We start from the raw sequence: 12,636 nt of genomic DNA on the forward strand, positions 1-12,636 counted from the left end.
GGTCAGGTCAATGCGTACCGGGCCATGGCGGACGGCCATTGTTGGAACACATAGCCAGCAGCGAAGATCACCCATGCAAGAACCGCCGCGACCAGTGAGCTGTCGATGGTCAGAGGCGCGTTATCAAACCGGCTGAAGCTGGTCCTGACCAGCCCTGAAATGGCCAGCCCAAGCAAAACACCTCCTGCAATATCGGTCATCCAGTGCACCCCCAGGTAAACCCGGCTGAGTGCCACCATCACAATCGGCAGACTGAACGCCAGATAGGTTTGCCAGCGGGCGCCAGGGCGGCTTTCACGCGCAATGAAACTGGCCAGTAGAGCGCAAAATACCGTTATGCCGGTGGCATGACCGCTTGGAAAGGCGCCAGAGGCTAGTGGATCGGCGACCAGCTCGGGTCGGTCGATGCCGCTGACATCCTTCAGAAGCCATACCAGCAGCACGGCCAGCGCCGTTGCACCCGTTACATGTAGGCCGGCGGCATAGAAACCCCGGAACACCAGAACCAGCACCGCCAGAACGGCCGCTGAAATCAGCACTGTCGGGTTGCCAATCAGGGTGATGGCAACGAAAACACCGTCAAGAACTGGATGTCGGAGTTGAATCAGCCAATCGGCGGCCAGCTGGTTATAGGATGCAAAAAGCTCGGTGGACACGGTTAACTGGGCCAGCAGGGCAAAGAGTGCCAGGGATCCAAGGCCCAGCATCAGCGAGGGTAGGGGGAACTCTCCGGCGTAATCAGGTCTTTGGCTGGAATAGAGGCGCCAGAAATGGTGCGTTGCCCGATAGTTTTCCATGCGGTCGGCAATCCAGTCGTAAATACGGCTGTCCCGTCCCAGTCCCAGCTGAAACCGGAAAAGCACCAGGTAGATTGCCGCCAGAATGGCCAGGCTGATTGCCAGCACAGGGTAGAAGTGCGGTGGTGGTTCCAGTGCAGCCGCCATGGCGCTGCCCACCAGATAACCCGGCAGGATGTAGACCGGTGCCCAGCCCACTGCGGATGCCAGGTTAAACGAAAGAAAACGGCGCCAGGGCATCCGGAATGCGCCGGCGATAAGAGGAATGACCGGGCGCACCGGCCCTACAAACCGGCCGATAATGACGCTTTTCCCCCCGTGAGCCCGGAAAAAGCGCTCGCCCTTGGTGATGAAACCGGGGTAGTACTTCAGGGGCCAGAGGGTGTTCAGTCGCCCATGGAACAGTCGGCCAAGGGCAAAGCTGAGGCAGTCGCCGGCGATGGCGCCGGACCCAGCCCACATCAGTGCCTGCATCAGCGGCATGGCGGTCTGTCCTGCGAACGCCGCAATGGCAAATAGCAGTGCGACGCCGGGTACCACGATGCCCGCCAAAGCCAGGGATTCGGTAAACGCGGTAATGAACAGGGCAAAGGCGAGCCAATGTGGGTGCAGGGAAAGCCAGTCGGTCAACGCCTGGAAACCATCGGCGCTCATGATTCGACTGCGTCTCCTTTACTGTGCTCTCCCTTGCTGTACCAGGCAGAGTCCGCGCCCCTTTTCTGAGCCTCGTGCAGGGCCGCCCGAACCCGTCGGTGCAGGTCCTGTGTGCGTCTGTCTTCGCTGGCGCGAGTGGTGCAGCCCATGCTGACGGTTACCTTGCCGACAATGGGCCAGCGCTCCTCGGCAATCGTACGCCGGATGCGCTCGGCAATGACACGGACCCCCTCTTCCGGGGTAAATGGCAGAATCAGATAGAACTGGCCGTTCTCAAGCGTGTAAAGAGTATCGCCGGCCCGGATAACGCCAAACAGGTGTTGCGTCAGCACCCTGAGCAGTTGCTGCATTCCGTCCTTGCCATGGAGATCTTCCACTTCATCGGCGTAATCAACCGCGAGAGTGATCACCGATAGACAGTGATCCATGACGATGGCGCGGCTGATTTCCTTCTGCAGGGTCTCGTCAAGAAACCGGGCATTGTGCGCGCCGGTAACCGGGTCGGTAATGGCAAGATCTTCCGCTGACTGGGCCATGTGGTCGTAATGCCAGGTATACAGGGCGGCAACGATGATCAGGGCAAGCACGCCAGCGCTGACGGTGGTGGCCTGCAACGGGCTGGCGGTTGCCAACAGGAATCCGGCCAGGGCGATCAATACTATGAGTGAAAGAATCAGGCCCTGTCGCAATGGCAGTATCAGCAGATTGAACACGATCATCGGCATCACCCAGTGGCTGATACCCGGGGGCGAAAGGCCGAACATGGCGGCCACCAGGCAACTGTTCAGGGCAGCGAGAATAAACAGGTGACCCCTGGCGGACAGCTGATGGCGACGGGAAACAGCGGTATAACCGGCACCTCCCAGTGTCAGCAGGGTCATGCCGGCGGCCAGAAAGAACAGGTCATAGAAGCCATAGCGCAGGTTCTGGATTGCCAGGCTGGCAATGAACAGCGAGGCCAGCGTATAGCCGGCAAGATGGGTGAAGGTTCTGAGGCGTGTTTCCGTCAACTTGACTTGCCTCCTGTGGGCTGGCCGGTATTGGCGTTTCTGGTCTGGTTCCAGGCACTGTAGGCCTGGGATCGGTCCCCGCCCTGCTGCTGGGCCCGGCGTAGCGCATTGGCGACCGAGCTCTGCAGGCTGTCGGCGTTGTCGCCGATATTGAGCCCGGCGATTCCGGCGCTCACCGTCAGACCCAGTTCGTGGGAGTTGAGCAGGGATTTCAGGCCACGGCGGATGGTCTCTGCCAGGGTGGCGGCATCCGCCGTCGCAATCCCCGGCAGAATAATCAGAAACTGCAGATCTGCCACCCGGTAATAGGTATCGAAGTCCCTCAGCTGAGAGTGCAGGTAGCGCCCGATACGTGGCAGAATAGAGCGAATGTCGGCGTCCGGGTCAGAGTCGCTCAGGTGGGTGTCCAGGCCAATCATGATAACGGACATATCGGTGCCTTCCCGTTCACTGCGCTGGATCTCTTTATGGAGGTCCGCCGTCAGGTATTCGCGGCTGGCGGCCTGTGTCAGCTCATCGGTCCGGCGCAGGGGGGCCAACTGGCGGGACTTATACTCCCGCAGGAACACCAGCAGGCAGGACAGCACCGTGGCCATCAGAAAGGCACTGATCATCTGGTGTCTTTCCGGCATTCCGGCCAGCCCGGAAATGGCCAACATGGCCATGACGATGCAGGCCAGGGTTAGTGCAGCGGCCCATGGGAGCGGAAAGAGCGCAAAGGCGACCAGCGGTACCGCGTAGAGCCAGTGGACAAGGCTCCAGGGCCCGAGCGAGAGGCTGCATAGGAGCGCAATGACCAGCGCGCCAAAGGCGGCTCGATGGGCCAGACGCCAGGAGGCTTCGGCACGGTTTGAGTGAAAGGCACTGCTGGTGAACACCACGGCGGCGGCGATCAGGGCGGTGACGCTGGTCAAGTGCCCACCCTGGAATGAGGCGAGAAGTGCGATGGCAATCAGTAAAGCGAATCCTGTCCGCGACAGGCGGCTAAGCAGGAAATTTTCAGCCATCTGGGCCATGGTATCCGTCCTCTCCCGAGCGTCCGTGTTTGACAGCATAATGCAGGTGCACGTTATACGCATGCCCTTTAACAAGTGCCAGGCCGGTATAATAATCGTTTGAAGGGCATACTTGAAACGGCAAAGAGGTCGTCACGCGTCGATTGACACAACTGACTGGATAAAAAAGAAGGTAGGTAAATGGATATTGCAGCTTATATGGCTGATGTGGGCCAGCAGGCCCGGCAGGCGGCAACCCAGGTTGCCCGCTCCACCACGGCAGTGCGCAATCGCGCCCTGCTGGCCACCGCTGTGGCCCTGGAAGGTGCCCGTGGTGAACTGGCGGAGGCTAACGCGATTGATCTCGAGCGCGGGCGGGCCAACGGCCTCGATCCGGCCATGCTGGACCGCCTGGAGCTGACTCCGGCGCGCATTGACAGCATGATTGAGGGGCTGCGCCAGGTGGCGTCTCTGCCGGACCCGATTGGCGAGATTACGGACATGACTTACCGGCCCTCGGGTATCCAGGTCGGCCGTATGCGGGTGCCGCTGGGTGTCATCGGGATTATCTACGAATCCCGTCCCAATGTGACGGTGGAAGCGGCGAGCCTGTGTCTCAAATCCGGCAACGCCACGATTCTGCGTGGTGGGTCGGAAGCCATCGAATCCAATCAGGCTATTGCCGCCTGTCTGGCCAGCGGGCTTGCCGAGGCTGGTCTGCCGGAGAGCGCGGTACAGGTTATTAAAACCACCGACCGGGCCGCCGTTGGTGAGCTGATTACCATGCCCCGCTTCGTGGACGTGATTGTACCCCGTGGTGGCAAAGGGCTGATCGAACGTATCAGCCGGGATGCCCGGGTGCCGGTGATCAAACATCTCGATGGTGTCTGTCATGTCTACATTGACAGCCACGCCGACCCGGAAAAGGCCCTGAATATCGCCTTGAATTCCAAGACCCAGCGCTACGGCACCTGTAACACCATGGAAACCCTGCTGGTGGATGCCGAAGTCGCAGATGACATGCTGCCGTTGCTGGCTGAGGCGTTTCAGCAAAAAGCGGTGGAACTGCGAGGCTGTGAGCGTACGCAGGCGATTCTCCCGGACGTGATCGCGGCAACAGAGGAAGACTGGCACGCAGAGTACCTGGCGCCGGTGTTGGCGGTAAAAGTCGTGGACGGGCTTGATGGCGCCATCGGCCACATCAACCGATTCAGCTCCCAGCATACCGACAGCATCGTGACCGAAAACTATACCCGCGCCCGGCGGTTTTTGACCGAAGTGGATTCCTCCTCGGTGATGGTCAATGCGTCAACCCGTTTCGCGGACGGCTTCGAGTATGGTCTGGGCGCCGAAATCGGCATTTCCACCGACAAGATCCACGCCCGTGGTCCCGTCGGCCTGGAGGGTCTCACGTCCCAGAAATACGTGGTGTTCGGTGACGGCCATGTGCGGTCCTGACACCCTATGAAAGTGATCTACGGCGGCACGTTTGATCCGGTCCATCATGGCCACCTGCGTCTTGCGGTGGAACTGCGGGAGTATCTGGGCACTAGCGAACTTGCACTAGTGCCATGCCATATACCGCCCCATCGGGCGACACCCGGCGCCACCAGCGATCACCGTCTGGAACTTCTGCAGATGGCAGTGGACGGAGAAGCGGGGCTGGTGGTGGATGAGCGGGAGCTGGGGCGCGAGGGCGCCTCCTACACCGCGGATACCCTGCGACAGATCCGTCATGAAATCGGCCCCGACGAACCACTTGCAATGGTGGTGGGTACGGATTCTTTTGCGGGGTTTGACCGCTGGCGAGAGTGGCAGGCCATTCCGCAGCTGGCTCATATTATTGTGGTGGTGCGCCCCGGTGCGGATATTCCCCGGGGTAGTGCCCCTGCCCAACTGATGGCGGCGCGCCGTGCCGATTCGGTGGAACAGCTTCATAATGAACCCTGCGGTCGGGTGCTGGTGCTGGAGCCGCCGCTGATGGATATTTCCGCCACGTCCATCCGGGAGAAAATCGCCGATGGCCTGTCGCCGCGTTATCTCCTGCCGGACTCCGTGTGGCGCAGAATATGCCAACTTGGGCTCTATGGCGCGTGACGTAGCGGGAACTTTTAGTGATACAATCCGGTCAGAGATCGATCGAAACGGCCAACCGGGCCGACTCCTATTCAACAGGGTGGTTATGCAGGCAGAGCAACTTAGAGAACTGGTAGTGAATGCGCTTGAGAACATCAAGGCGCAGGACGTAAGCGTGATAGACGTGAGAGACCGTACCAGCGTGACCGACTACATGGTGCTGGCGTCGGGAACCTCCAACCGCCACGTAAAGTCACTGGCAGACTCGGTTGTCTCGGAGGCGAAAGAGCAGGGCGTGCGGGCCGGCAACGTCGAGGGTTCCGGGGTCAGCGACTGGATTCTGGTGGACCTTGGGGATGTGGTCGTCCACGTCATGATGCCTGCAACCCGCGAGTTCTATGACCTTGAACGCCTGTGGCGTGATGCACCGAACCTGGGTGTGGCAGGAAGCGAATAGCCATGCGCCTGAAACTGATCTGTGTTGGGCAGAAGATGCCCGATTGGGTCAGCCAGGGTTTCAGTGATTACACCCGCCGTATGCCGCCCGAACTGGCAATTGAGTTGACTGAAATTCCCATGGCCCATCGCGGCAAAAATCCGGACATCCCGCGGCTGATGAAGCGAGAAGGCGAAGCCATTCTCAACGCGACTGGTCCGAAAGACCGGGTCGTTGCCCTGGAGGTCGGTGGGCGAAGCTGGTCCACGGAAAAGCTGGCGGGCCAGCTTGAGAACTGGCAGCAGAACGGTCAGGATGTCAGCTTCCTGATCGGCGGCCCTGACGGGCTGGACCAGGCGTGCCGTAACCGGGCTGATCAGCTCTGGTCCCTGTCGGATCTCACGCTGCCGCATCCGCTGGTTCGAATTATTCTTGCTGAACAACTTTATCGCGCCTGGACGGTTACCATTAACCATCCATACCACCGGGCCTAGGAAACCGTCATGCCCTGGGGAGAATTCAAAGATACCGCAGCCGAGAGACGCCTGTTCCAGCGCCGTGCGATGGTCATGGTGGTGCTGGTGCTCATCATGCTGGGTATTCTTGTTGGCCGTATGTATCAACTGCAGGTGGTCGAGAAGGAAATCTACACCACCCTGTCTGATAAAAACCGCGTTCAGGTCCAATCTGTTGCTCCTACCAGGGGGCTGATCTACGACCGCAACGGCGTGCTCCTTGCCGAGAACCGGCCGGTGTTCAGTGTGACACTGGTGCCCGAACGGGTAGACCAGATGGATCAGACGCTGGCCAGGCTGCAGCAGCTGATCAGCGTGCCTGAAGAAGACCTGGAGCGTTTCCGACGCCGGCTGGATGAGCGTCGCCGGCCTTTCCAGGCCTTGCCCCTGCGCTACGACTTGAACGAAGCCGAAATTGCCCGGCTGGCGGTGAACCGCCATAAGCTGCCGGGGGTCGAGGTGGCCGCAGAGCTCGTCCGGTATTACCCCCACGGTGTTCTGACAGCCCATGCCCTGGGTTACGTGGGGCGTATCAACCAGCAGGAGTTGCAGCGTATTGACCCCGTCAACTACGCCGGCACCAACTACATTGGCAAATCCGGCGTCGAGCGTTTCTACGAGGAGCTTCTGCATGGCGGGGTCGGCTACGAGCACGTGGAAACCAACGCCCGGGGCCGCACACTGAGGGTGCTGGAACGGGAAAGCCCTGTGCCGGGGGAAGATATCAGGCTGCATCTGGATCTGCGCCTGCAGCGCCTTGCCCACGAGTTGCTGGACGGGCGCCGCGGGGCGATTATCGCGATTGAGCCCTCAACGGGCGGGCTATTGGCCCTTGCCAGCGTACCGGGCTTTGATTCCAACCAGTTCGTCACCGGTATTGGCGTGGATGCCTACCGCGAACTGAGTGAGAGCCCCGACAAACCCCTGTTCAACCGGGCCCTGCGGGGGCAGTATCCGCCTGGCTCAACCCTCAAACCTATGCTCGCGGTCGCCGGGCTCGACAGTGGTGCAACCACCCGTGATAAAACCATCTGGGACCCAGGAGTTTTCCAGCTCAAATCGGGTGGCCGGCCCTGGCGGGACTGGAAACGCGGTGGCCATGGCTGGGTAGACCTGAAAGACGCGGTGGCCCAGTCCTGCGATATCTATTTCTATGAGATGGCGGTGGACATGGGCGTGGACACCATACACAAGTACCTGTCTCAGTTCGGCTTCGGAGAAGACGCCACGTTGGATGTGTCAGGCGCTCTTAATGGACTGCTGCCCTCCAGTGACTGGAAAAGGGCGGTACACGGTGAGATATGGTATCCGGGGGATACCGTTAACCTCGGTATCGGTCAGGGCTATATGCTGGCGACACCGCTACAGCTGGCCACCGCTACCTCGGTGCTTGCCAATCGTGGTTCCTGGGCCGAGCCGAGGCTTCTCAAGGAGATTCTGGGGGACCGGACGGTCGAAAGCGCCCTGCCGGATGAAACCCATCAGTCGATCAGTCTCAAAAATCCAGCTACCTGGGAATTCGTTGTCGATTCCATGGCCGAAGTGATGCATGGCCCCAAGGGTACGGCCAGAAGTGCGGGCCGCGGCGCCCCCTATCGGATGGCTGGCAAGACCGGTACCGCTCAGGTATTCAGTCTTGGAGAGGACGAGGAATATGACGAAGAGGAAATCCGCATGCGGCTGAGGGATCATGCCCTGTTCGTCGGTTTTGCGCCGGTCGAGGACCCTCAGATCGCCGTGGCGGTTATTGTGGAAAACGGTGGCAGCGGCAGTGGCACCGCGGCTCCCGTGGCCCGTTCGATTTTCGACGCCTGGATCCTTGAGTATTCCAAGACCGACAGCCCGGTGGTTGCCGGTGGCACAGGAGCTGAGGGCTGATGGCGGCTAGCGAACTCTTCGATCAGTCACAGAACCATTCCCTGTCCGGTCGTGCCCGGGGGTTCTGGTCATTTGTACACGTCGATCCGATCCTGTTGCTGCTGCTGGCCATACTGGTGATTGCCGGGCTGTTTATTCTCTATAGCGGGGCAGACCAGAACCTGGCCGTGGTGAAGGCCCAGGGGATTCGCATGGGCGTTGCCCTGGTGGTGATGCTGGTGTTTGCCCAGCTTGACCCGGCGGTGTACCGGCGCTGGGCGCCCTGGCTTTACCTGGCGGGAATGGTCGCACTGCTTGGTGTGTTGTTGTTTGGTTCCAAGGCAGGCGGGGCGCAGCGATGGCTTGATCTGCCCGGTCTTCCGCGGTTCCAGCCGTCCGAATTGATGAAGCTGATTGTGCCGATTACCACAGCCTGGTATCTGTCTGGCCAGTTTCTTCCGCCACGGCTCCGTTACGTGGGGGTGTCTCTGGTGCTGGTGCTCATGCCCATGGCTCTTATTGTGGTGCAGCCGGATCTTGGCACCTCGCTGTTGGTCGGTGCCGCCGGCATTTTTGCCATATTTTTTGCTGGCATGAGCTGGAAGCTCATCAGCGCGTTCTTTGTGCTGGCGTCGGTGTCGGCCCCAATGATGTGGTTTTTCGTGATGCGGGAGTACCAGAAGCAGCGGGTGCTCACGCTTCTGGATCCCCAGAGCGATCCACTGGGCGCCGGGTGGAATATTATTCAGTCGAAAACCGCCATCGGCTCCGGCGGAATGGATGGCAAGGGCTGGCTGCAGGGCACCCAGTCACACCTGGAGTTTCTGCCGGAAAGCCACACTGATTTCATTGTCGCGGTTTTGGCAGAAGAATTCGGATTTATCGGTATGATCTGCCTGCTCGGGCTCTATTTGCTGATTATTCTCCGGTGTTTCTATATTGCCGCGATGGCGCAGGACTCTTTCAGTCGTTTGCTGGCCGGCGCATTGACCATGACCTTCTTCGTCTACATCTTTGTCAACATTGGCATGGTCAGTGGTCTGCTGCCAATTGTTGGCGTGCCCCTGCCGCTGGTGAGCTATGGCGGTACGTCAAGCGTAACGCTTATGGCCGCGTTCGGGGTTTTGATGTCTATTCACACTCACCGGCGCATGATCAGCGCCTGAGCCGCAGGGTATGCAAGGAGTCACCGTGCCAAGTATTTCACCGGTTCTGATTCTGCTGGTTGGCGGAATGTTGATGTCAGCGGGTTCCGTGGCGAACCAGTATGAACGGACGCCAGAGGGGCAGGCATTTATAAGTACCATGGTTGAGGATTTCGGATTCGAGGCGGGTCGGGTAGAAAGTCTCCTTGGGGATGCAAAGCGGCAGGACTCAATACTGGAGTCGATCAGCCGACCGGCGGAGAAATCCCTGGAATGGCACAGCTACCGGGATATCTTTATCCGGCCGGATCGTATTGCGCAGGGGCGCGAGTTCATGACGACTTACTCCGCTGAGCTGACCAGAGCCCGGCAGGAGTTTGGTGTTCCCCCGGAAATCATTGCGGCTATTATCGGCGTGGAAACCTGGTATGGCCGGTACCGGGGCAATTATCGGGTGCTAGACGCGCTGGCGACGCTGGCCTTTGACTACCCGCCCCGCAGCCGATTTTTCCGCAGTGAGCTGGAGCAGTTTCTGTTGATGACTCGCGAGCAGGGACTCGACCCCATGGCGCTGAAAGGGTCCTACGCCGGGGCCATGGGTTACGGACAATTCATATCAAGCAGTTATCGCCATTATGCGGTGGATTTTGACGGTGACGGCGTGGCCGATATTCTGGAGAATCCGGTTGATGCCATTGGCAGCGTCGCCAATTATTTCGAAAAGCACAGATGGCAGCCCGGGGAACCGGTGGCTCATCGTCTGGAGGAGGATTTGCCCGCAGGTTCACCGCTGCTGACGAAGGGGCTGAAACCGAATTTGCAGGTGGCAGACTATCGGCAGGCAGGATTGTCGGTACCGGCGTCCGTTGATGACCGTCTGCCGGCCCGGGCGATTCGGTTGAAAGGGGAAAATGAACATGAAGTTTGGCTCACATACCGCAACTTTTACGTTATAACCCGCTACAATCACAGTCACTTGTATGCGATGGCCGTTTACCAGCTTGCAGAAGCTCTCAAGCCGGGCCGTGATCGTAGTGAAAAGCAGCCGGATGGATAATCAGTCTTGAAAAACGCCGTTTCCTTAATGATTGTGATCACAGCTTTGGTGCTGTCCGGATGTGGCACTTCCCCCACTGATTCCTCGTCTCGTTATTCTATTGCTCAGGATCGGGCCCCGAAGGGCAACTTCGATGTGTCCGGCCTCGAAGATGCTAAACCCCGATACGAAACGCCACGTAAAGCTGGCAACAAGTCGCCCTACACAGTCTGGGGCAAGTCCTATCAGGTGATTGATTCCAACGGGGGCTACGTTCAAAGGGGTGTGGCAAGCTGGTACGGTGAAAAATTCCACGGCCACAAGACCTCCAACGGGGAAACATTCAACATGTACGCCATGTCGGCGGCCCACAAGAGCCTCCGGATTCCCAGTTATGCGCGGGTAACTAACCTGGATAACGGGCGCTCTGTTGTTGTCCGGGTTAACGACCGGGGACCCTTTCATGGAGACCGTCTGATTGACCTCTCCTATGCGGCGGCCAAAAAGCTGGGTTATCTGGGGACGGGAACGGCCAGGGTAGAGGTGGCCGCCATTACGGTCAGACCGGATGGCTCCATGACCCTGGCTGGCCAACCCTTTGGTGACAATACCGCTTCGGAGCCCACTGTTGGGGGGGGCGAGGCGTTGTTTGTCCAGGTCGGGTCGTTTAGTCAGCGTGACTCGGCGCAAACGTTGCTCGATCGCGTGCGTCAGTTCGTGGGCAGTCCCCTGCGCCTGAAAGAAGTTGTAACCACTGAAGGTCGCTTTCACCGTGTACAGGTTGGACCTTTCAGTGACGAAAGTGAGGCCCTTGCGGCCCAGTCCCAACTGGAAAATCGGGGATTTGAACAGTCGATTCTGCTGACCGACAGCCATTGACGCTGTCATTCAATCAATTCATCACAAAAAACTGAACGGACCCATGGCATTCACTAGATTCTTTCGCGTAATCCTTACTTCACTGCTGCTGGTGCTGCTGCCAATGGCGCAGACCGTTGCCCAATCGGTGTTGATACCTTCACCACCGCAGATTGCCGCCAGCTCATACATTTTGATGGACCCGCTTTCGGGGCGGGTGATCATGGACGAGAACAGCGACGAGCGCCTGCCACCGGCCAGCCTGACCAAAATGATGACGGCCTATATCGTCGAGCGGGAGCTGGATGAGGGGCGCATCAACATGTCGGATATGGTACCTATCAGCGTGAATGCCTGGCGCACTGAAGGGTCACGGACCTTTGTCAGGGAAGGCACCCAGGTGTCGGTGGAAGATCTGTTGAGGGGTGTGATTATCCAGTCCGGAAACGATGCCTCGGTGGCACTGGCAGAGTTCGTTGCCGGTAGCGAGAGCGCTTTTGTGGATATCATGAACCAGCAGGCCCGCCTGCTCGGTATGCAAGATACCAACTTTGTAAACGCGACTGGCTTGCCCGCTCCGGAGCATTACTCCACGGCCCATGATCTGGCCCTGCTGGCCAAAGCCATCATTAATGATTACCCGGAAAACTATCCGATCTATGCGGAGAAGCACTTCACCTTTAATGACATCCGTCAGCCGAATCGGAACAGCCTGCTCTGGCGCGACGATACTGTGGATGGCCTGAAAACTGGTCACACCGAAGAGGCGGGATACTGTCTGGTGGCCTCGGCCAAGCGTAATGATACCCGCTTTATTGCGGTAGTAATGGGGGCCGACAGCACAGCCGCCAGAGCCCAGGAAGTTCAGAAGATGCTGAACTACGGTTTCCGTTACTACGAGACAGAGCGCCTGTTCAGCGAAGGACAGGAATTGATGCAGGCCAGGGTATGGGGTGGCAACAGTGATCAGGTGTCTGTTGGCATACTGGATGATGTGTACGTCACCATCCCCCGTGGCGCCCGTGATTCACTTGAATCCGTGATTGAACTCGATAATGTGATTCAGGCCCCGGTATCGGTGGGCGACGAGCTGGGTCAGGTGAAGGTCACTCACGACGGCAAGACGGTGGTCGACCAGCCGGTCATGGCGCTGAGCGATGTACCGGAAGGCGGCTTCTTCAAGCGCATCTGGGACGCCATCAAGCTCTTTTTCATCCAGCTGTTTGAGTAACGGTGCCCTGGCACCGTGGGAGTGAG

At 59.1% G+C, this 12,636-nt stretch carries 12 protein-coding genes; 9 read left to right on the top strand and 3 right to left on the bottom strand.

Annotated elements, in window-relative coordinates:
• Nucleotides 1-2: 2 nt before the first annotated feature.
• From FPL19_RS10690 to FPL19_RS10700, 3 genes are read right to left on the bottom strand one after another with little or no spacing between them, the layout of a single operon-like run.
• The gene (locus FPL19_RS10690; protein WP_150912560.1) at nt 3-1,451 is read right to left on the bottom strand and encodes a bifunctional DedA family/phosphatase PAP2 family protein; all 1,449 of its coding nucleotides are present in this window, start codon (nt 1,449-1,451) and stop codon (nt 3-5) included.
• Nucleotides 1,448-2,461, bottom strand: a complete 1,014-nt coding sequence (locus FPL19_RS10695) for a GGDEF domain-containing protein (RefSeq protein ID WP_150912561.1) — start codon at nt 2,459-2,461, stop codon at nt 1,448-1,450. Before FPL19_RS10695 ends, FPL19_RS10690 begins: the two co-directional genes overlap by 4 nt.
• Nucleotides 2,458-3,477, bottom strand: coding sequence for a GGDEF domain-containing protein (locus FPL19_RS10700; RefSeq protein ID WP_150912562.1), 1,020 nt, complete (start codon nt 3,475-3,477; stop codon nt 2,458-2,460). The genes FPL19_RS10695 and FPL19_RS10700 overlap by 4 nt, the downstream gene beginning before the upstream one ends.
• A 180-nt stretch (nt 3,478-3,657) precedes the next feature.
• Here FPL19_RS10700 and FPL19_RS10705 point away from each other — a divergent pair, with 180 nt between their 5' ends.
• From FPL19_RS10705 to FPL19_RS10745, 9 genes are all read left to right on the top strand, one after another.
• Complete coding sequence (locus FPL19_RS10705) at nt 3,658-4,914, top strand: glutamate-5-semialdehyde dehydrogenase (RefSeq protein ID WP_150912563.1); 1,257 nt, start codon at nt 3,658-3,660, stop codon at nt 4,912-4,914.
• Between the two features lie 6 nt (nt 4,915-4,920).
• Nucleotides 4,921-5,553: a nicotinate-nucleotide adenylyltransferase gene (gene nadD, locus FPL19_RS10710; protein ID WP_150912564.1), complete on the top strand. Its 633-nt coding sequence runs from the start codon at nt 4,921-4,923 to the stop codon at nt 5,551-5,553.
• 85 nt (nt 5,554-5,638) lie between these two features.
• Nucleotides 5,639-5,989, top strand: coding sequence for a ribosome silencing factor (rsfS, locus tag FPL19_RS10715; protein WP_150912565.1), 351 nt, complete (start codon nt 5,639-5,641; stop codon nt 5,987-5,989).
• Nucleotides 5,990-5,991: 2 nt separating this feature from the next.
• Nucleotides 5,992-6,462 carry a 23S rRNA (pseudouridine(1915)-N(3))-methyltransferase RlmH gene (gene rlmH / locus FPL19_RS10720; protein ID WP_150912566.1) on the top strand — a complete coding sequence of 157 codons (471 nt, stop codon included), beginning with the start codon at nt 5,992-5,994 and terminating at the stop codon, nt 6,460-6,462.
• A gap of 9 nt (nt 6,463-6,471) precedes the next feature.
• Nucleotides 6,472-8,361, top strand: coding sequence for a penicillin-binding protein 2 (gene mrdA, locus FPL19_RS10725; RefSeq protein WP_150912567.1), 1,890 nt, complete (start codon nt 6,472-6,474; stop codon nt 8,359-8,361).
• Nucleotides 8,361-9,506, top strand: a complete 1,146-nt coding sequence (gene rodA, locus FPL19_RS10730) for a rod shape-determining protein RodA (RefSeq protein ID WP_150912568.1) — start codon at nt 8,361-8,363, stop codon at nt 9,504-9,506. Before mrdA ends, rodA begins: the two co-directional genes overlap by 1 nt.
• A gap of 25 nt (nt 9,507-9,531) precedes the next feature.
• On the top strand, nt 9,532-10,542 hold the full coding sequence (gene mltB, locus FPL19_RS10735; protein WP_225314394.1) for a lytic murein transglycosylase B: 1,011 nt from the start codon (nt 9,532-9,534) through the stop codon (nt 10,540-10,542).
• Nucleotides 10,543-10,569: 27 nt separating this feature from the next.
• A complete protein-coding gene (locus tag FPL19_RS10740; protein ID WP_150912570.1) occupies nt 10,570-11,400 on the top strand; it encodes a septal ring lytic transglycosylase RlpA family protein in 831 nt (276 codons plus the stop codon).
• Nucleotides 11,401-11,443: 43 nt separating this feature from the next.
• Nucleotides 11,444-12,610 (top strand): D-alanyl-D-alanine carboxypeptidase family protein, encoded by a 1,167-nt coding sequence (locus tag FPL19_RS10745; protein WP_150912571.1) that lies wholly within the window; start codon nt 11,444-11,446, stop codon nt 12,608-12,610.
• The last annotated feature ends 26 nt before the right edge of the window (nt 12,611-12,636 follow it).

The organism is Marinobacter halotolerans (assembly GCF_008795985.1).
Taxonomy (GTDB): domain Bacteria; phylum Pseudomonadota; class Gammaproteobacteria; order Pseudomonadales; family Oleiphilaceae; genus Marinobacter; species Marinobacter halotolerans.

Coding starts and splice junctions, on each gene's coding strand:
- nadD (WP_150912564.1), top strand. CDS start 4,921: ATGAAAGTGATCTACGGCGGCACGTTTGATCCGGTCCATCATGGCCAC.
- FPL19_RS10740 (WP_150912570.1), top strand. CDS start 10,570: ATGATTGTGATCACAGCTTTGGTGCTGTCCGGATGTGGCACTTCCCCC.
- FPL19_RS10705 (WP_150912563.1), top strand. CDS start 3,658: ATGGATATTGCAGCTTATATGGCTGATGTGGGCCAGCAGGCCCGGCAG.
- rlmH (WP_150912566.1), top strand. CDS start 5,992: ATGCGCCTGAAACTGATCTGTGTTGGGCAGAAGATGCCCGATTGGGTC.
- FPL19_RS10690 (WP_150912560.1), bottom strand. CDS start 1,451: ATGAGCGCCGATGGTTTCCAGGCGTTGACCGACTGGCTTTCCCTGCAC.
- rodA (WP_150912568.1), top strand. CDS start 8,361: ATGGCGGCTAGCGAACTCTTCGATCAGTCACAGAACCATTCCCTGTCC.
- rsfS (WP_150912565.1), top strand. CDS start 5,639: ATGCAGGCAGAGCAACTTAGAGAACTGGTAGTGAATGCGCTTGAGAAC.
- mrdA (WP_150912567.1), top strand. CDS start 6,472: ATGCCCTGGGGAGAATTCAAAGATACCGCAGCCGAGAGACGCCTGTTC.
- FPL19_RS10700 (WP_150912562.1), bottom strand. CDS start 3,477: ATGGCCCAGATGGCTGAAAATTTCCTGCTTAGCCGCCTGTCGCGGACA.
- FPL19_RS10745 (WP_150912571.1), top strand. CDS start 11,444: ATGGCATTCACTAGATTCTTTCGCGTAATCCTTACTTCACTGCTGCTG.